An 18,610-nucleotide genomic window follows, 5' to 3' on the forward strand; every position below is an offset into this window, starting at 1 on the left:
GCTGAACCGACCCCCTCATCCGCCCTATCGGGCACCTTCTCCCGCAAGCGGGAGAAGGGAGAATATTCGGACATGCGATCGCGCCGGGATGACGAATGAAAATCAGATATGAATCGTGCCTTGCATATAGAGGGCACATTGGCCGGCGAGCCGCACCTCATCGCCGAGAAGAGCGCAATGCAATTCGCCGCCGCGCGGTGAGAGCTGCAACGCCACATGCTCGCGGCGCCCGAGGCGCTCGGACCAATAGGGCACCAGCGCCAGATGCGCCGAGCCGCAGACCGGATCTTCCGGCAATCCCTCTTTGGGCGCGAATGCCCGCGACACGAACTCACTCGCTCGGCCGGGCGCCGTGATGATGACGCCGTCGCGGTCGAGCGTCATGAGCGCATTCATGTCGGGCGCGACAGCGGCCACCGTCGTCTCGCTGTCGAGAATGGCAAAATACTGATTCTGATTGACGCGCACTTCGCGCAACGGGACGCCGAGGGCGGTGGCGAGCGCCGGCGGCACCTCGCACCGCTCGGCCGGCAAAGCGGGTAACGTGATGGCGAGCAGATCATCATCGAGCTGCGCCACCTTGAGCGCACCTTTCCGGCGCTGCAGCACGGCCTGCGCGAGACCAGGCCGCAGGATACGCAGGACCACATGGGCCGCGGCGAGCGAGGCGTGCCCCACGAGGCCCAATTCGCCGATCGACATGAAATAACGGATTTCTAAATGCGGGCCGCGATCGACCAGGAAGGCGACGACGGCGCCGCCGCCATGCTCGGCCGTGATCGCCTGCAGCAGCTCGTCCTCCGGCCATTCGTCGAGACAACATATGAGAGCCGGGTTGCCCGCGAACACACGCGCAGCAAAGGCGTCGATCTGGAAGACATCACATTTCATGGGTCGCCCACATTGTCATGCATTTAAGAGCAATCATCGTTTCCCCCTATTACTCTCACAATTTTGTGATTCATCCGTTGACAGGTGAAAGTTTTGTCATCTAATCTGATCTTGTACCGACTATCGGTACATATGACAAGAACAAACAATTGGGGAGGTTGCAATGACTGCACGACTTGGCGGATTACTGGCGCTCGCAGCGAGCGCTCTCTTCGTTGCGGCACCCGCTCAAGGTGAAGAGGGAGCGCCCCGCAAAGGCGGTACGCTCACCATGGCGCGCGACAGCGAGCCCTTGACCCTCAATCCCATCGGCGCCGGCGACAATGGCTCGATCTTCATGATCGTCCAGGTCTTCGACACGCTGGTCGAAACCGCGGACGCGCCGTTGCCGCAATCCGCCCTCGCCACAGGCTGGACAGTGTCGGACGATGCGAAGACCTGGACCTTCGCGCTGCGCGAGGGCGTGAAATTCTCCAATGGCGATCCGCTCACCTGCGACGACGTGAAATTCTCGATCGACCGTTTCGCCGATCCAAAGGTCAATACCAGCTATGGCGGCTTCGGCGCCGCCATCGCGCAGACCGAATGCGCAGGCCCCTCTTCCTTCGTCGTCAAGCTCAAGGCCCCGCAAGGCGCTTTCCTCGACTATCTCTCGACCTTCATTCCCTCGATCGTCCCCAAGGCCCTCTATGAGAAGATGGGCGACAAGGCCTTCAGCGAGAAGCCGGTCGGCTCCGGCCCCTTCATGGTCAAGGAATGGGTGCGCGGCCAGCGCCTGGTGCTCGAGCGCAACCCTTATTACTGGAAAAACGGCCAGCCCTATCTCGACCAGATCGTCGTCAATTACGTGCCCGATGAAAACACGCGCATGCTCAAGGTCGAATCAGACGAGGCGCAGATCGCGACCGAAGTACCCTATGCGCAGATCGAGCGCGTCGCGGCCCTCGACCATGTCGATGTCCAGATCGAGAATGTCATGGCGTGGGATGCCGTCTGGTTCAACAGCCGCAAGGCGCCTTTCAACGACCCGCAGGTCATCCGGGCTCTGAACTACGCGACGCCCAAGGAGGCGATGCTCAAAACCTTGATGCATGGCGCGGGGGATATCGCCAATCATGTCATCGCCAGGGTCAAATATTGGGACCCGGCGGTTGAGGCCTATCCTTATGACCTCGCCAAGGCGAAGGAGGCGCTCGCCAAATCCTCGGCGCCGCAAGGCTTTGCCCTGTCCTGCCTCATCGTGGCAGGTGATCAGTTCGAATTGCAGCAGGCGCAGATCCTGCAGTCGGAATGGGCGAAGATCGGCGTCACGATGGAAATCCAGGCGGTCGATACGGGAACGATCTGGACGCGCTGGGGCAGCGGCGATGAAAACTGCTTCACCTTCACCGGCGCGGGTCTCTCGAGCGATGCGCTCTCCGACGACAATCTCGCCGTCGTCTTCTTCGACTTCACCGGCGGCATCGAATCCTTCTGGACCGGCTGGAACAACAAAGACGCCATTGCCCTCGTCAAGGAAGCGGACGGCACCATCGATGAGGAGAAGCGCAAGGCCGCCTTCCACAAATTGCAGCGGCTGGCAATGGCGGAATACCCCGCCGTGCCCTTGTTCTTCATCAAGGCGCGCACCGCCGTGTCGGACAAGGTGAAGGGCTTCAAGACCCTCCCCGTCAAATGGTGGAACCTCGAAGACGTGTGGCTGGCGCCCTGATCCACGGCCGGAGACGCTCATCTTGTCGCTTATTGCCTTTGCGGGACGGCGGCTGGCGCAAGCCATCCCCGTCCTCCTCATCATCACGGTCGCGGCTTTCTCGGTGATCCATCTCGTTCCGGGCGATCCGGCGCGCGTGATGCTGGGCTCGCGCGCCACCGACGAGGCGGTCCAAGTGCTGCGCGAGCAGCTCGGCCTCGACAAGCCGCTCGTCACGCAATATCTCGATTTTCTGAAGGCTGCCATGCGGCTCGATTTTGGCGACTCCCTGTTCCAGCGCACCGCCATCGGCCCCATCGTGGCGGCGCGCGCCGTGCACAGCCTGGCGCTCGTCGCCTATGCCGTCCTGATCTCGCTCGTCATCGCGGTGCCGCTTGCCCTTCTCTCCGCCATCCGGCGCAATCTCCTCGCCGATCACGTCGTGCGGGCGCTGACCACGCTCGCCTTCTGCATGCCCTCCTTCTGGACAGCCCTGCTCCTGGTGCTCCTGTTCAGCATCCGCCTCAAATTCTTTCCGACATCGGGCCTGGGCGACAGCCCACTGGCCTATCTGGCCAGCCTGACGCTGCCCGCGGTCAGCATCGGCCTCTATCTCACCCCCATTCTGCTGCGCAGCCTGCGCGCCAGCCTCATCCAGACACTGGGCGCCGAATTCGTCGAGGCGGCCCGCGCCAGGGGCTTCGGCGAGGCGCGCATACTCTTCAAACATGTGCTGCGCAATTCGCTCATCGCCATGCTGACCATCCTCGGCATCAATGTCGGCTTCCTCATCTCGGGCGCCGTCATCGTCGAGAATGTGTTTTCCATACCGGGCCTCGGCTCGCTGATGGTCGCGGCCATCGTCCAGCGCGACTATCCGGTGATCGTGGCCCTAACGCTCGTCTTCGGCGTCGTCGTGGTCGCCGCCAACTTCCTGGTCGATCTCTCCTATGCGCTGCTCGATCCGAGGATCCGGCAATGAGGCCGTTCCCACCCGGCATAGAAGAGGACGCCTGGCTCAGACTCACAAAGCGCGCCCGGCTCGACCGCCGCTGGGCGACGATCTCGCTTTATGCAGGGATCGCGATCGTCGCCTTCATCGCGGGCCTGAGCGCCGCGGCGCCGTTTCTCGGCCTCAAGGATCCGACCGCGACCGATCTCATGAACGCCCTCCAGCCGCCATCGCTTGCTTTCCCCTTCGGCACCGACGATCTCGGCCGCGATATCTTCGCCCGCGTCGTCTATGCCGGTCGCGTCGATCTCGTCTTCGGCATCGTCGTCACCTATGTCTCGCTCGTCATCGGCCTGAGCATCGGCGCGATCTCCGGTTATTTCGGCGGGCTCATCGATACGGTCATCATGCGCATCGTCGATCTGGTGATCTCCTTCCCCTTCATCATCCTCATTCTCACCATCGCCGCCATTGTCGGACCGGGGTTGACCGGCGCCTATATCGGCGTGATCGCGGTGAGCTGGGCGCTCTATGCACGGCTGACGCGCGGCGAAATGCTGGCCATCCGCCGGCGCGAATTCATCCTCAATGCCGAGACGCTCGGCTACAGCGCGCCACGTGTCGTCTTCGTGCATGCGCTGCCCAATCTCCTGCGCGCCAATCTCGTCTTCTCGATGTCGGATATCGTTCTCAACATCCTCACCCTCGCCGCCCTCTCCTATCTGGGTCTCGGGGTGGCGCCGCCGACGCCCGAATGGGGCGAAATGATCGCGCAAGGCCAGAAGAACCTCTTCAATGCCTGGTGGATATCGACCTTGCCCGGCCTCGTCATCGTGCTGGCCGGCATCGGCTTCAGCCTGATCGGCGACGGGCTCGCCGACCGGCTCGATGAAAGCGGGCGCTGATGCAGACGGCATCGTCACCAGCTCCCCTGCTCGCGGCGCGCGGCCTCTCGGTCGGGCTCGTCAACCGGCATGGCGCCTTTCTGGCGACCAAGCGCGTGTCGCTCGCGGTCGATCGCGGACAAAGCCTCGGGCTTCTGGGCGAATCGGGCTGCGGCAAGAGCATCACCTTGCGCGCGTTGCTCGGGCTCGTCCCGCATCCGGGCGAGATAGTGGGCGGCAGCGTCACCTGGAAAGGCCGTGACTGGCGAAGCTTGAGCAAAAGCGAGATCAGGCGCATCCGCGGCAAGGACATCGCCATGATCTTCCAGGATCCGGCCTCCTGTCTCAATCCGGTCTTCACCATTGGCGACCAGGTGACCGAAACCTTGCGCCTCAAGCTGTCGCTCAAGGCCAAGGCGGCCCGCGAGCTGGCGCGTGATCTCCTCGACCAGGTCGGGATCCCGGCGCCGGAAGAACGCCTGCGGCTTTACCCGCATCAGCTGTCGGGCGGCATGCGCCAGCGGGTGATGATCGCGATGGCAATCGCGACCGAGCCCGATCTGCTGCTCGCCGATGAGCCGACGACGGCGCTCGATGTCACCATCCAGGACCAGATCCTGACCCTGCTGGCCGGCCTCAAGGAGCGCAACCGCATGGCGATGATACTGGTTTCGCATGACGTCGGCGTGGTGGCGCAGAATTGCGACCTCATCGCCGTCATGTATGCGGGGCACATCGTCGAGTGGGGGCCGACATATGATGTTCTCAGAACGCCGCGTCATCCCTATACCAGAGGCCTCCTGGCGGCGATCCCGCGGCTCGAGGTCAGCGGCGGACGGCGGCCTTTGCAGACCATCGCCGGCGCGCCGCCCACGCCGGGCGAGCTGCCGGAAGGCTGCCCGTTCCGGCTGCGCTGTTCGTCGGCGCGCGCCGAATGCGCAACGATCCCCGTGACGCTCGACCACAAGCCGCCGGGCCATGGGTCGGCCTGTCCGATCGTGACGTGAGGGGCCGATGATCGAAACTCCACTTCTGAGCGTCACCAGCCTGCACAAGAGCTTCGCCGGCAGGGCGTCGCTTGTAGGGCTGCTGCAGGGCAAGCCGGCGCGGCGACTGACCGCGCTCGATGACGTCTCGCTCACCCTCGGGCGCAATGAGGTGCTGGGCATCGTCGGTGAATCGGGCAGCGGCAAATCGACCATCGCGCGCTGCATCACCCGCCTCGAAAAGCCGGATCGGGGTGAAATCACCTTCGCCGGCCAGGATGTGTGGCAGGCACGCGGGGCGAAGCTGCGTGGGATCCGCAAGGATCTGCAGATGATCTATCAGGACCCTTACGGCGCCCTCAATCCGCGCATGAGCATCGGCCGCGCCATCGCCGAGCCGGCGCTCGTGCATGGCCTCATCGGCAAGGACGGCGCCCGGGCGCTCGCTTATGAGCTGCTCGACCGCGTCGGCCTGCCCCGGTCGGTCGCCGAGCTCACGCCGCGCGCCCTCTCCGGCGGGCAGCGCCAGCGGGTCGCCATTGCCCGCGCTTTGGCCCTCAAGCCTCGTGTGATCATCGCCGATGAGGCGGTGAGCGCGCTCGATGCCTCTGTCCAGGCGCAGATCCTCAATCTGTTCGGCGAGCTCATGCGCGACCTCTCCTTGAGCATGATCTTCATCTCGCATCAGCTCTCGGTCATCGCCCATCTGGCGGACCGTGTGGCCGTCATGTATCTCGGCCGCATCGTCGAGACCGGCGCGACGGCGGATGTGTTCGCCCGGCCGCGCCATCCTTATACGGCGGCGCTCCTCAAGGCGCATCCGCATCTCGAGGCCAGACGATCGCAGACGCCGGCGCTCGCGGGCGAAATCCCCTCGGCCTATGCGATCCCGGAGGGCTGCCGCTTCAACACACGCTGCCGCTATGCCGAAACACGCTGCCGGCTGAGCGATCCGCCGGCCGCGGCTTTCGCCCACGGACATGAAGCCTGGTGCCATGTCCTGCCCGATCTCGAAACTCACACCGACATCTAGGAGGAAGACCATGTACCCGATCAACTATTCGAAATTCGCCTATTACAAGATCGAACCCGACGATCTCGACTCGGTCGAGCCCAAGCCGATCGAATTCCTGGGCGGCGGCCTGCACCGCATGGTGGGGGTGGGCATCGAAGAGCCCTGCTGCCAGGTCGTCTATGAGGACTTCTTCCCCGGCCATGAATATAAATGGACGACCTGGGTGGATCAGATCGATGTCGTGACCTCGGGCAAAGCCGAGATCACCTATCATCAGCCGCCCTCGCTCGAAGAGAAACGCACCATCCTGGTCGAGGCGCCCTGCATCTATCTGATCCCGCGCGGGACGCCGCTGGTCTGGAAGGTTATCGGCGACGAGGTCTTCCGGCATTTCTCCTTCGACGTGCCGCATCCGCAGTTTCCCTCCGACCTCGCCAAAAGCGTAAAAGCCAAACGTGCCATCGCAAAGTAAGGAAGATCGCCGATGAAGATCGTGAAAGAACGTTTCGCCGGCCGCCGGGCCGTGGTCACGGGCGCCAGCGCCGGCATCGGCCGCGCCACCGCCTTGCGCCTTGCCGCCGAGGGGGCGCGGGTCGGGCTGGTAGCGCGACGGCGGGAAGCCCTTGAAGCCACGGCAGATGAAATCCGCGCCGCCGGCGGTGAGGCTCTGGTCCTCATCGCCGACAGCTCGGCCGAAAGCGAGATCGGGAGCGCGATGGACAAAGCCGCAAGCGAATGGGGCGGCCTCGATATCATCGTCTCCAATGCCGGAATCGAGCTTCTCGGCCAGGATGACCGGGTCGACCGCCTCGAGACCGCGATCTGGGAAAAGCTGATCACGACCAACCTCACGGGTCAGTTCCTGACCTGCAAGCATGGCGCGCGGCATCTTCTCGCCGCCGGCGGCGGCGCCATCGTCTGCCTCGGCTCCAACTGCGCCTATCTCGGCATGGCAACCAACGAGCCGGCCTACAGTGCCAGCAAGGGCGGCGTGCTGGCGATGATGAAAGTGATGGCGATCGACTATGCGAGGCTGGGCATCCGCGTGAATATGGTCATCCCGGGCTTTATCGACACCCCCATGAACGCGCCGGTGATGAAGGACACGAAGGAGCTCGCCTATTGGAGCAACCAAATTCCAATTGGGCGCGCCGGCACCGCGGATGAGTGTGCATCGGCGATCCTGTGGCTCGCGTCCGATGAAGCGAGCTACTGCATCGGCACGACGCTCATCGTCGATGGCGGTCAGGCTTCCATTTAGGGCGCTTCCTTATCGCCAAAGTCGAGCAACTTTGGCGGGAGGCGCTCTAAATTCAATCCTTCGTCTTTCCCAACGCCATGGCGATGAGGCTTTCCGCGGTACCTTTCAGTGTCCGCTTGATCAGGCTTCTTTGCGCCTCGTCTTTCACGGCGGAGAGATCGATGGTGATCGAGTCGACCATGGCGCTGTTGTCGAGAAGCTCGGCCTGTCCCGGATGCGCCGCGAGATAAGCAGTGAGGAACTCACTGCGCTCCACCGGCGACAGGTGGCAAACCGACATGAGCGTGTGGATGTAATGCGACGGTATCGGCACCGAATATTTGGGGTTGGTGATCTGGGACACGAAGCTGCGATTGGTCCCGATCGCATCGGATATGCGCTTGCGAAGCCCTGAGGGACGCTTCTCCAGATAGGAGCGGAGCAATTCCTTATAGGCGGCGACGAGCTCGGCCTGGCGCTGATTACCGTTCATGTGCCATCATCCCTCATCGGCCCGGTGATCGGCAAGCCCAACATTCACTCGCCGGAAGCGCGATTCGCCACGTCAATTCAACCACGTTCCGATCCCGCCGCCAATGAGCCCGCCGAACCGGCGGGGCTTGCCGCCACAGCCTCATAGTTTGTAGGGTCGACGCCGCGCCCGTCATGGCGACATGATTCCTCCCTCAGAAAGCTCCCCATGTGATCGAAGAAAGCCGGAAACAGTCCATCGGGACGCGCGAGTTCATTGCGCTCATGGCCATGCTGTCGGCGCTCGACGCGCTGTCGATCGATGCGATGCTGCCCGCCCTGCAGGATATCGGCCGGGAATTCGCCGTGGCGCGCGAAAACGATACCCAGCTCGTCGTCTCCACGGTGTTCTTCGGCTTCGCGATCGGCCAGATATTCGCGGGGCCCTTGTCCGACAGCTTCGGCCGAAAGCGCATCGCCTATGCCGGGCTCGCCATCTATCTGGTGGGATCGTTGTGCGCCATGCTCGCTGTCAGCTTTCCGATGCTGCTCGGCGCCCGCGTCCTGCAAGGCATCGGCGCCTCCATACCCTATGTGCTGAGCACGGCCATCGTGCGCGACCAGTATGAGGGCCGCGCCATGGCACGTATCATGTCCTTCATCGTGATGGTCTTCATTCTTGTCCCGATGATCGCGCCGGCGATGGGACAGGCGGTGCTGCTCCTCTTCGACTGGCGCGGAATCTTCGCGTGCTATCTGGGGCTCGGCCTCCTGACCTCAGCCTGGTTCGCGCTGCGCCAGCCGGAGACGCTGAAGGAATCCGACCGCCATCCCTTCTCGATGGGCCGGATCCTCCGCGCAGCGCTGAAGATCTGCACCACCCGCGTCACGCTCGGCTATATCCTGGCACAAGGCTTCATCATTGGAGCCTTCATCGGCTATCTCTCGACCGCGCAGCAGGTCTTCCAGGTCCAATATGGCCTCGGTGTCCTTTTCCCGGCATTCTTCGCGACGCTTGCCGCCTCGCTCGGCCTTGCCTCCTTCCTCAATGGCAAGCTTGTCCTCCGGCTCGGCATGCTGCGCATCTGCAAGATCGCCTTGACGGTCATGATCGCCGTATCCACCGTCTTCGCCCTCATCGCATTTGCCTTCGACGGCCATCCGCCGCTCTGGGCGCTGATGCTTTACCTCGCCACGACCTTCGCCTGCGTCGGCATGCTGTTCGGCAATCTCTATGCGGCCGCCATGGAGCCGCTCGGCCATGTGGCCGGCATCGGCGCCTCCGTGGTCGGATCGCTCGCGACCTTGATGTCGCTGCCGCTCGCGACACTCGTCGGCCAGTCTTATGACGGATCGGTGTTGCCGCTGATATTAGGCTTCGCCATTCTCGGGGGCCTCGCCATGCTCGCGGTGTTCTGGGGTGAGGCCGGCACCCCCCACGAAGCCAGGCAAGGCGCTCTCGGCGACTGACCCCCATTCAATTGCGGCGCCAACCACGCCGTGATAGATTCAACCTCCAGTCCTCTGCGCATTTCGGCGATGCGCCCTGCCGTCGTCAGATAGCGGAGGTTGATTTGACGTTTCGACATCTGAGCCGGCGTCTCTTTGCGTCACATGGTGTATTGGCCGCATGGGCCGGGATTCAGACGCTTACTTCCGACAGAAGCAGTCACGCAACGGCAGTGGACTCCTCGGGAACCATCAGGTCCGAGTCCCGTCCTCAGGCTTTCACTCAGGAAACGGATCTCGGGCCCGAAATCCAGTCTGTCCTCGATGAAATAAGTGCGCCGGCCAAGGTGATATTCCCGCCGGCGGATTACATAGCGCAAGCGCGGGACATCTCGTCCTATTTCTTCGCCAATACCCGTCGCGGCACATACGCATCCATTGAGCTGAACAAGTCTCATGTCATCTTCGACGGCTTCGCGGCGACACTGCGCGCCAAGGGCCGGGCACGCCCGGACGCCAATGACATACAACCGGTCATGGCGACGCCCAAGAATATCGACGTTGGCACGCTGGTCGATATCGGCTTTTTGGGCCTCGCCTTCGACACCAACAACGATGACGACAAGATCAACTCGAACCAGCGCGCCCCCTATCTCATGGGCATAGACGGGCTGAAATTCCTCTCGACCATCTGCCATTCGAGCGGAGAGCGCCGCGGCTCCGGCCCCTATCTCCACAACAATCACAATATCCAGATCATCGGCCATCGTCACCAGAAGGTGACCAGCGGCGGCAATCGGCGATACAACCGGAATCTGGTCGAGGTCGGTGGAATCTATTGTGATTACTCCGAAGCGATCGACCTCGACGGCATCAACTGGCAGGTCGTCCACGACGCCATGGTTTTCGAGAGCGTCAACCGCAAGTCCCAGGCGCTCGATGCGAACTCCGTCGTCAACGGCGTATTTGCCAATATGGCGGTGAAGCTCACCGGGCAGTTCATCAATATCAACCATAAGAACACGACGCCGCCCACCTTCGCGCAATATGTGGTCCCTGCCTGGGCCGCCAATACCCGTTATGCCATCGGCGAGAAGTCGACGAACGACCACGGCAAGGAGTATGTCGCCACGGCGGAGGGAGTCTCCGCAAATTCCGGCGGTCCGGCCGGCACAGGGCGCGACATTGCGGACAGCACGGTCGCCTGGGATTACGTGCAGCAGAATCCGTCCACCGTCACACCGTCGCAACGCGTCGTCGTCAGCAACATCGTCGGCGAGCAGATCGGCAGCGCCACAAATCCGGTGATCGCGATCGGCACGCAATGGGCCAATGCCCATCCCGGCACCCGCTGTGAACATGACATTACGCTCAGCAATTTCATGTTCGAGGACACGTCGTATCTCGCGGTCAATGAGGCCTCGAACCTCACTCTCGACAATTTCTACATGGGGAAGGTCATCGTCCCCGACACGGCCGCGGCCCTTTACATGTTCTCGGCGACGACGGGCGATGAGCAGCTTGCATGGTCGGATCTCGACGTCGCCCTGAAATACGGGACGATCAGGTCCAGCGAGCGCGGCATTCTTCGCGCCCACAGGCCACGGCGGATCGTCATCGATCATCTGCGCGGCTCTGATCTTCAGACTCAGGCCAAGGGAGAGCCGGATGTCGACATCACCGGCCTCGAGTTGCGCGGGGCCTATGTCGAGATCGACGGGCTCGATATTCCAGGAGACATGGTGCTCAGCGGGAATTCCGCTCTCATCAATGCCTGGGCCGCCAGCACGGCCTATGTCCAGAACAAGATCGTCAGCCATGGCGGGAAATACTATCGCTGCCGCAAGAGCGGCATATCCGCGAGCGCCGGCCCGGCGATGACGACCGCATCAGTCGCCGACGGCACATGCGTCTGGGAGTGGATGCCGGAGCCCTATACGGTCCTCTGGGGCAAGCGCAACCAGCTTCGCGGCAGGCTGACGCTCCAAGGCGATGTCCATCACCACATTCATGGCGAGAATGTGCACTGCCCGCTGCCGGATCTGGATATGACGGGCGCCGCTACGCGCGTGCTCTATATCGCGAGACGACGGTGCACCATCGCCCGGGTGACTTTGAGCGTTGCGGCTGACGTACCTGCTGACGCGGACAACCATCGGACCGTGCGCCTCACGCGCCATCGGGATGGTTCTGCGACGGCGCTCTCCTCCGTCACCACAGCTTCCGGCTGGCCCGCTTTTGCACAGATCGATTGCGGCTTTCCCGGCGGGGCCGCCCTCGACATCGGAGATGTGGTCTATTTCGAGTCCGTCGCGGCCGGGCTGGGCGCGGCGCTGACCGGCATGTGCCTGTCACTGGATGTCTTGGAGTACTGACGGTCCCTCACTCGCGGCCGGACGCCTCCGCTTCCACCACAGCGCGGCCCGGCTCCTGCATGCGCCACACGATGATGCAGAGGCAGATGGCGACACCGACGCTGCAACAGAGATAAGCGAGCGCCACGAGGGCAATGTACCCTGTCGTCGATGCCAGAGCTATCAGCACCAGGTAGGCCAAGCCCGCCACACTGCTGATCAGCAAAGCGAAGGTGGCACGATCGGCCGAATACAGCACCGGCATGCCCGTCCTCACCACGATCTCGAACGGGAGCGCCGCGCAGAAGATAAGGGCGGGCAAAAGGGCCACCGAATATTCGGGGGCAAAGGCCAGGGGGATGACAATGACCATGCCGACCGCCATGGCGGCCGCGAGCACGGTTCCGATGGCGAAGGACACCAAAAGGAATCTCAGCCCGAAGCGGCGCAACATGCCGTCTCCCGAAAAGCGCAGCTGCGCAAAGACCGGATAGGCAAGCTGCGTCAGCACCGCGAGCAGTCTGATCAGCTTCAGCGTCGTATCCTTGGCCAATCTGTATATCGCGACACTCTCACTGTTCATGACATAACCGACGACGATGGTGTCGAATTCCTGCAATGAGCTGGATAGAGACGCAAAATGAGTCGTGACCGCGAAGCGGAACGACTGCCAGAACCGGCCGGCGCCCCATGAGGTGAATGTCGGCAGCAGCCGGCGTGCCGACAATTCGCGAAAACACCGGATGGCCGGCCATGCCGTCATCAGGAACTGATGCGCGGCCCATATCACCGCGACCCAGAACAAGCTCCCGCTCAGATACAGCACGATCAGGAGCGCCACCGCCTTCACGATGCTCAGATATACCGGCGGCCAGGCGAGCGGGCCGGTTATCGAGAATATGCGGAGAACCGCCGAGGCCGTCCCTCCGAACTTCGCCAGATGCACGGCGGCGAAGAGCAGCAATAACCAGGGCGGCGCCTGAACCAGCTCATAATATCCGTTCACCCAGATCGTCAGTAGACTGGCGACGACAGCAACGCTGATCCCGATGGCGTCCAGAACGAACGAGCGGCCCAATGCCTGCCGGAATTCGAGATCCTCCTGCTTGGTGATGTGCTCGCTTCCGAAGCGGGTGAAGGCGTTCCAGCCCTGGAGCCCGAATATGCGACCAACGAGAAACATCGTCGATTGCGCCAGCAGCATCGCGCCCAGCTCGGAGGGGGAGACAATCCGGGTCGATATGGCGAAAGCGATGAGGCCGAAGACAGCCGCGATGCCGCCGCCCAGCGACACAAGCGCCGAGTCGGACACCAGCTTCAACAGTTGCTGACGCAACCAGCCGGGGGGCGCTAACCTGTCGAGAAGCTTCTTCATCCGTTCATGGAGCCCGGAGCCAGGCAACGCAGGGCGCCGATCGCGGCTCTCCCGCCATAGACCGCAACGCCCGCGACAGCTTTGGCCAGAAACCGCAGCGACCGATAACGCCCATGGACAAAGGCGCGCACATGAGTCGCGTAAAGCAGCGCCATGGGATAGGCGTCACGCGCCTTGAGCCTGCTTATATTATTGGTCATCCCGTCGGTGAGATACACTTTGCGCCCAAGCACGATGTCGCGGCAGATCACATCATACCGAATGGCCAGCCGCGACCAGATCAACGACGTCGGCACACGCCTGAAACGCCTCTGGCCATCATAGAGGGCCGCCTTGAGCGCATCGGCCAGCACAATCTCCTTCTTGTCGCCGCGCACCCCGTGGTCAGCCCGCAAAGCCAGGAAATTCGACCGGGGCATCATCGGGAAGGGATCGCCTATACGCTCTCCCTGCTCGCCGATCAGATGATAGACATAACCGACGGCACCGTCGGGAAGCGGGCGCGCGCAGTCCCCCAGGGCGATCAGAAGTCCGTCGTGGCTGATCGTGTCGTCATCATCGAATATCATGATGAAGCGGCCGCGCGCCTGCCGGCATGCCTCGAGAAGCGCATTGGCCCGGCCGCCATTGGGGCTGCTGGAAACCACAAGCCGCGGGCTCGCGATCGTCGCCAGTTCCTCCACCGTGCCGTCGGTCGATCCATCGACATGCACACAGATCTCAAATCCACCCGGGACGGTCAGAAGGTCACGAACCAACGCCGCCACGCGCTCGCGCCGATTGTATGTCGGAATGCAGATGCTCAGAATGATCTCGCCTGCCGCTGTCACTAGCCCACCTGCCGCAATGGTTTTCGCATAAAGACGACGAGCAGCCTGGCCAGCACCCAAGTGACGACCACCATGATCAGGATTTGCCGGAAGAAGGAGAACATGTTGTCGAGGCCATTCCGATAGGTATAGACCGCGATGACCGTGCCGGTCACGGCCAGGAAGACCTTCGGGGCGCCCGACAGGCGCTCGTAATACCGGTCACAGAATACAAGCGCCGACGCATAGAGGACCGCGAAGACCGCCACCATCGGAAAGCCCCCGATAGCCCAGGCATGCGCCCAATAATTGCCCGCAACACCATAGGTGACGTTGAAAGGCAGCATTTCCGTCACGCGCAGATTGTACAGATTGGTCTCGATGCCAAAGACCGATGGCGCGACCAGAAATTGTCCCAAGAGGCTCGTAACAAACTCGGTGAGCGAGAATGACAGATTCGAGTCGATGACGAAGTCGATGTGGTTGTAGGTGACGAAAGGCTCAAATCCGAGGATGACGGTCGCCATATTCTCCGGCTGCACCGCATCGATCAGAATGGACAAGTCACCCGCCTTGGCGCTGAGATATACGGCCTTTCCGAAAATGATCAGTGACACCAGGACAATGCCGGCGACGATGAAGGTCGGGCGGAACAATGTCCGAATATCCTTCCGCCCGTAGGACCATACGAGGGCGAATGACACCATGGTGATGCCGAGCATGGTCCTGTCACCCCGCAGGAACAGGACGGCCAGAAGCATGAACAGGCCCATCTGGGTCTTGGTGCTGCCGGAGAATGTCGCCGCCACTATTCCCAGAGGCACGGTCCATTTCCATAGAAGGGTCAGAAGCCCGTCATTCTGCAGTTCGCGCTGGTCGAGAAAAAACAACCATCCCGAGGTCGCCGAGAGATAGAGATATCCCAAAATGCCGAGGATCAGTGAGGCGACCGCAAAACGGTGCATCCGGGCGGCGTCGTTCTTCGCAACCGGGGCCTGCACCGAAGGCCTTCGCCGCGCCGCGGCGGGGACATTCAATGAAGGCCGGTTGGGCAACCTGGTCATGCCGGGAGCATTCAAATAGGGCCTGCCCCGCTGGCCGGATATTGCGGAAGCCGGCGCGCGCCTGCTTTTCCACCCCGTTGTGATCAGCAAGGTGACCGCGACGGTGGCCCATGCCGTGAGCATGACCAGGCCGGACTCCGGCCCAGCTTCCGCCAGATATCGGAGATCCTTGCTCTCATATGAAAACAAGGTCTTGAGCTGCAGGATGGCGGGTATGCTGTAGACGAAGAACACCCCCAGTCCCGCCATGACAAAGGTAAAAGGGCCATGGCCCTTATAGGCAACGGCGATCGTCAGAGCGATGACCGCAATGAGGAGCCAGCCGATCATCGCGCGACGGCCTCCGCCGCAACCCGCGCTCGGTCCAGCATGGCGTCCAGAAATACATCCGCAGTTCGCAGGAACTCGCGTCGATCATGGTCCCGTCTCGCCGGGAGGTCCTCCCCGGTTGGCACACCAAGTGCGCGGGCCAAGGCGTCAGCATCATGCGGCGTGATGTGAACGCAGCGATATCGGTCCAGATCACCGGCGCAATCCGTCACCACAACCTGCCCGATGCCGCAGGCCAGCATTTCGTTCACGACATTCGGAAAGCCCTCCTTGCGGGAGGTCAGCAGCCCCTTCGCCGCCGCGGCCATATAGGGAAACGGGTTGTCGAGCTTACCCGTGAAGATGACATCCTCGCTCAGCGACAATGACGAGGCGTAGTCCTGTACCGCCGGCAACAGGGGACCATCACCGATCATGATCAATCCAAATTGCCCACGAAGCCGCGCCAGCGTATCGATCGCCAGCATCGGATTCTTCACATCGATCATGCGCCCGCACCACACAATATGCGGGCGGGCCTGCAGGCGTTGACTTACCGCCGCCGGCAGCGGTGCCGCGGCCACCGCGCGGATGGCGGCCACATCGACCGGATTGGAGATGACCTTCAGCTTGTCGTTGAGACGGCCGGCGGTATTTTCGTCAACCGACCGACGCATCCGTTCGGTCTGGCAGACGATGAGATCCTGATTGCCATAGAGGCGATAAAGGGCGCGGATGGCGCGCCCTTTCCAGCCAAAATTCCGGTCGAATATTATCGTGGATTCACGGCTGATCAGGGTGTCGGCTTTGAGCCAGCGCAGCTTCCGCAGAATACTGCACACCGCATTGATGTAGGTATTCGAGCTGAGGACCAGCTCGTAGCGATGTCGCCTCAAAATTCCGAGACAAAACGGAAGAGCGTGAATCAGGTTTCTGGCATGAAAATAGCGCAAGCTGACATTCGGCTGCGCTTCGAGCTCGTCCAGGGTTCCCGTTCTGGCCCAGCACAGGACGCAGATGTCGACCTGGCTGAAGCGTCCGGACGTCGCGGCCTGGGCCGCGACCATGCGCAATATCCTCTCCGCGCCCCCCATGAGGTCACTCGGCAGCAGGATAAGGGCGCCCCGGACGCTTGGCATATCAGGCTTCACTCCCGGTCAATTGCGCCGCCCTGCCGCTAACCCGCAAGGCCTTGCTGTCCAAGGCGACGGCATGGCTCTTGCGCAACACATAGACGAAAGACTCAGCCGCATCCTTGCCAAGCACCATGTAGGAAAGACCTTGCCAGGCGCGCCACAAGAGATAAGCGGGCGTGAAGATGAAGAAATACGAGCTCGTCCAGAACAGCCGCCGCTCTTCTATTTCGAGCCCATTGCGCCGCGCGATGGCCTCTATCTGTCCGGGGGTGCAGTGGTCATAGAATGCCTTGAAGCCGTCATGCCCCGTCGCCTTTTCCGGAAACAGTCTGAACAGCAGGAAACGCTTCAACCCCTCCGGGAGGATCAGATTGATCCGCGCAAAAGCGGCATTACGGCAGGGCGCAAAGAGATAGACCGCCCCACCGGGCCTGACGCATGTCGCCAGCCCCCTTATGGCACCGACAGTGTCGGGCACATGTTCGAGGGTGGCCTGGCAGATCACGGAATCCGCCGCTGCGGTTCCGGTAAAGGTGCAAAGGTCAGCGACGATGGTCTGATCATAGGTTCCCACCGGCGCCGCGGCCAGCTCCTCGCCACTGACATCCAGCCCGACCAGCCGCAGCCCAAGGCGGTCCTTCAGCTCACGATCCACACAAGGCCTGGACCCGCCGCCCAAATCATAGACGGTGATGTCGGCCCTCAGCGCGCGCGGCAGAACGTCTCTCAGGAAGGCCTGATTGCCGTCCTGCCTCACATGATCCGGCAGAAAGCTGTCTATCCAGCAGCTCGCCGCGCGATTTGCTTTAAGAAACGTTCGCCATAACATCGGCAGATGATCCCAAGTTTTTTTCAGGTAGTCGATCAGTCGAGAATCGGTGCTCGAGGCTCGCCAGCACTTTCCGATACGCCGCGATCACGATGGCCTGGTCGAATTCTCGTTTCATTTTCTCCCGCCCCCGTCGCCCCAAGTCGGCGCGCGCGCCATTGCCCAACTCCAGGAATCTGAGACAGGCTTGCGCGAGACTCTCTGCGCTGCGCGCGGCGCAGAGATATCCCGTCACACCATCCTCGATGACGGACCGGCAACCTGGAACATCCGTCGTGATGATCGGACGCCCCATGGCCGCCGCTTCGATGAGCGTCCGCGGGGCGCCCTCGCGATAGGAGGGGAGGACGACGCAGGATGCGGCGGCAATATGCGGCCGGACATCCGAAGCCTGGCCGAGATATTCGATCGTGCCTTCCGCCTGCCAGCCGCGCACCACATTGGGGTCGATGGCACCGCGGTTCTCCGGCGCAAGAGCGCCCAGCAATTGAAAGCGCGCTTGCGGCCATCGCGACTTGACACGGATGGCGGCCTCGACGAACTCCGCGACCCCTTTGTCCCGCAAGAGCCGGGCGATCATGAGGAAGATCGGAGGCTCCTCCTCGGCAGGGAACGCCGCCACATCGAAATACCTAAGGTCGATGCCCGACCCGGGGACAAGCTCGGCCTGGCCGGTTCGGATCAAATTGCGCTGGATGAAAAAGTCGCGGTCGTCGGCATTCTGGAAGAACACCCTCTCCGGATGCCTGAAGGCCTTGCGATAGAGTCCTTCGGCGATGGTCCGCAGAATGCCACCCGACAGAAAGGCGGTTCCGAGCCCGGTAATGTTCGGAATGAAGGGAAGCCCCAATGGACGAGCGGCCAGAGCGCCGAACAGGTTGTTCTTGACCGTGTAGCTGAGGACGACGTCCGGGCGCTCGGAACGGAAGTGCCGGCCAAACCGCCGCATCAGCCAGAAGTCGGCGACGGGATTGAGCCCCTTCACGTCCATTGCCAGAGGGATGAACCGGCAACCGGATGCCTGAAGCGACGGAACGGAGTCGTCGTGGGGCGCCAGGATGGTGATCCGATGACCATCAGCCTGCAGCGCTTCGACGAGTGATCGCCGGAAGTTCCATATGTTCCACGCCGCGTTGACGGTGATCAGGATATGCAT

At 62.3% G+C, this 18,610-nt stretch carries 17 protein-coding genes; 9 read left to right on the forward strand and 8 right to left on the reverse strand.

Going from position 1 to position 18,610, the window contains the following annotated elements; genetic code table 11:
- Positions 1–102: 102 nt before the first annotated feature.
- Positions 103–891 (reverse strand): PhzF family phenazine biosynthesis protein, encoded by a 789-nt coding sequence (locus JHL16_RS24695; RefSeq protein WP_200187559.1) that lies wholly within the window; start codon positions 889–891, stop codon positions 103–105.
- Positions 892–1,054: 163 nt separating this feature from the next.
- On the opposite strand from JHL16_RS24695, the gene JHL16_RS24700 reads away from it, so the two are divergent.
- Genes JHL16_RS24700 through JHL16_RS24730 form a run of 7 tightly spaced genes read left to right on the forward strand, consistent with a single transcriptional unit; the run spans position 1,055 to position 7,679 of the window.
- Positions 1,055–2,602 (forward strand): ABC transporter substrate-binding protein, encoded by a 1,548-nt coding sequence (locus tag JHL16_RS24700; RefSeq protein ID WP_200187560.1) that lies wholly within the window; start codon positions 1,055–1,057, stop codon positions 2,600–2,602.
- Between the two features lie 22 nt (positions 2,603–2,624).
- Positions 2,625–3,563: an ABC transporter permease gene (locus JHL16_RS24705; protein ID WP_200187561.1), complete on the forward strand. Its 939-nt coding sequence runs from the start codon at positions 2,625–2,627 to the stop codon at positions 3,561–3,563.
- Entirely contained in the window at positions 3,560–4,438 is an 879-nt protein-coding gene (locus JHL16_RS24710) for an ABC transporter permease (RefSeq protein ID WP_200187562.1), read from the forward strand. Before JHL16_RS24705 ends, JHL16_RS24710 begins: the two co-directional genes overlap by 4 nt.
- Positions 4,438–5,424, forward strand: a complete 987-nt coding sequence (locus JHL16_RS24715) for an ABC transporter ATP-binding protein (RefSeq protein ID WP_200187563.1) — start codon at positions 4,438–4,440, stop codon at positions 5,422–5,424. Before JHL16_RS24710 ends, JHL16_RS24715 begins: the two co-directional genes overlap by 1 nt.
- A 7-nt stretch (positions 5,425–5,431) precedes the next feature.
- Positions 5,432–6,436: an ABC transporter ATP-binding protein gene (locus JHL16_RS24720; RefSeq protein ID WP_200187564.1), complete on the forward strand. Its 1,005-nt coding sequence runs from the start codon at positions 5,432–5,434 to the stop codon at positions 6,434–6,436.
- 10 nt (positions 6,437–6,446) lie between these two features.
- Positions 6,447–6,890 (forward strand): cupin domain-containing protein, encoded by a 444-nt coding sequence (locus tag JHL16_RS24725; RefSeq protein WP_200187565.1) that lies wholly within the window; start codon positions 6,447–6,449, stop codon positions 6,888–6,890.
- Between the two features lie 12 nt (positions 6,891–6,902).
- Entirely contained in the window at positions 6,903–7,679 is a 777-nt protein-coding gene (locus JHL16_RS24730) for an SDR family NAD(P)-dependent oxidoreductase (RefSeq protein WP_200187566.1), read from the forward strand.
- Positions 7,680–7,731: 52 nt separating this feature from the next.
- Here JHL16_RS24730 and JHL16_RS24735 read toward each other — a convergent pair whose 3' ends face one another.
- The gene (locus JHL16_RS24735) at positions 7,732–8,151 is read right to left on the reverse strand and encodes a hypothetical protein (RefSeq protein ID WP_200187567.1); all 420 of its coding nucleotides are present in this window, start codon (positions 8,149–8,151) and stop codon (positions 7,732–7,734) included.
- 209 nt (positions 8,152–8,360) lie between these two features.
- Between JHL16_RS24735 and JHL16_RS24740 the strand changes: the two genes are divergently transcribed.
- Positions 8,361–9,599, forward strand: coding sequence for a Bcr/CflA family efflux MFS transporter (locus JHL16_RS24740; RefSeq protein ID WP_200187568.1), 1,239 nt, complete (start codon positions 8,361–8,363; stop codon positions 9,597–9,599).
- Positions 9,600–9,925: 326 nt separating this feature from the next.
- Positions 9,926–11,953: a hypothetical protein gene (locus JHL16_RS24745; RefSeq protein ID WP_200187569.1), complete on the forward strand. Its 2,028-nt coding sequence runs from the start codon at positions 9,926–9,928 to the stop codon at positions 11,951–11,953.
- A 7-nt stretch (positions 11,954–11,960) separates the two neighbouring features.
- On the opposite strand, the gene JHL16_RS24750 is transcribed toward JHL16_RS24745, so the two are convergent.
- From JHL16_RS24750 to JHL16_RS24775, 6 genes are read right to left on the reverse strand one after another with little or no spacing between them, the layout of a single operon-like run.
- The gene (locus JHL16_RS24750) at positions 11,961–13,307 is read right to left on the reverse strand and encodes a lipopolysaccharide biosynthesis protein (RefSeq protein ID WP_200187570.1); all 1,347 of its coding nucleotides are present in this window, start codon (positions 13,305–13,307) and stop codon (positions 11,961–11,963) included.
- Positions 13,304–14,137 (reverse strand): glycosyltransferase, encoded by an 834-nt coding sequence (locus JHL16_RS24755; protein WP_200187571.1) that lies wholly within the window; start codon positions 14,135–14,137, stop codon positions 13,304–13,306. The genes JHL16_RS24750 and JHL16_RS24755 overlap by 4 nt, the downstream gene beginning before the upstream one ends.
- On the reverse strand, positions 14,137–15,510 hold the full coding sequence (locus tag JHL16_RS24760; RefSeq protein WP_200187572.1) for a hypothetical protein: 1,374 nt from the start codon (positions 15,508–15,510) through the stop codon (positions 14,137–14,139). The genes JHL16_RS24755 and JHL16_RS24760 overlap by 1 nt, the downstream gene beginning before the upstream one ends.
- On the reverse strand, positions 15,507–16,628 hold the full coding sequence (locus JHL16_RS24765) for a glycosyltransferase (RefSeq protein ID WP_348647279.1): 1,122 nt from the start codon (positions 16,626–16,628) through the stop codon (positions 15,507–15,509). Before JHL16_RS24765 ends, JHL16_RS24760 begins: the two co-directional genes overlap by 4 nt.
- A gap of 1 nt (position 16,629) precedes the next feature.
- Positions 16,630–17,382, reverse strand: coding sequence for a methyltransferase domain-containing protein (locus JHL16_RS24770; RefSeq protein WP_200187574.1), 753 nt, complete (start codon positions 17,380–17,382; stop codon positions 16,630–16,632).
- Positions 17,383–17,431: 49 nt separating this feature from the next.
- Entirely contained in the window at positions 17,432–18,610 is a 1,179-nt protein-coding gene (locus JHL16_RS24775) for a glycosyltransferase family 4 protein (RefSeq protein WP_200187575.1), read from the reverse strand.

The sequence above is a fragment of the Taklimakanibacter albus genome (genome assembly GCF_016595235.1).
In the GTDB taxonomy this organism is placed as follows: Bacteria; Pseudomonadota; Alphaproteobacteria; order Rhizobiales; family Aestuariivirgaceae; genus Taklimakanibacter; species Taklimakanibacter albus.

Bases quoted from the DNA above. Each gene is read 5' to 3' on its own strand.
- JHL16_RS24695 (WP_200187559.1), bottom strand. From the start codon at position 891: ATGAAATGTGATGTCTTCCAGATCGACGCCTTTGCTGCGCGTGTGTTC.
- JHL16_RS24700 (WP_200187560.1), top strand. From the start codon at position 1,055: ATGACTGCACGACTTGGCGGATTACTGGCGCTCGCAGCGAGCGCTCTC.
- JHL16_RS24710 (WP_200187562.1), top strand. From the start codon at position 3,560: ATGAGGCCGTTCCCACCCGGCATAGAAGAGGACGCCTGGCTCAGACTC.
- JHL16_RS24715 (WP_200187563.1), top strand. From the start codon at position 4,438: ATGCAGACGGCATCGTCACCAGCTCCCCTGCTCGCGGCGCGCGGCCTC.
- JHL16_RS24720 (WP_200187564.1), top strand. From the start codon at position 5,432: ATGATCGAAACTCCACTTCTGAGCGTCACCAGCCTGCACAAGAGCTTC.
- JHL16_RS24725 (WP_200187565.1), top strand. From the start codon at position 6,447: ATGTACCCGATCAACTATTCGAAATTCGCCTATTACAAGATCGAACCC.
- JHL16_RS24730 (WP_200187566.1), top strand. From the start codon at position 6,903: ATGAAGATCGTGAAAGAACGTTTCGCCGGCCGCCGGGCCGTGGTCACG.
- JHL16_RS24735 (WP_200187567.1), bottom strand. From the start codon at position 8,151: ATGAACGGTAATCAGCGCCAGGCCGAGCTCGTCGCCGCCTATAAGGAA.
- JHL16_RS24750 (WP_200187570.1), bottom strand. From the start codon at position 13,307: ATGAAGAAGCTTCTCGACAGGTTAGCGCCCCCCGGCTGGTTGCGTCAG.
- JHL16_RS24760 (WP_200187572.1), bottom strand. From the start codon at position 15,510: ATGATCGGCTGGCTCCTCATTGCGGTCATCGCTCTGACGATCGCCGTT.
- JHL16_RS24765 (WP_348647279.1), bottom strand. From the start codon at position 16,628: ATGCCAAGCGTCCGGGGCGCCCTTATCCTGCTGCCGAGTGACCTCATG.
- JHL16_RS24775 (WP_200187575.1), bottom strand. From the start codon at position 18,610: ATGCATATCCTGATCACCGTCAACGCGGCGTGGAACATATGGAACTTC.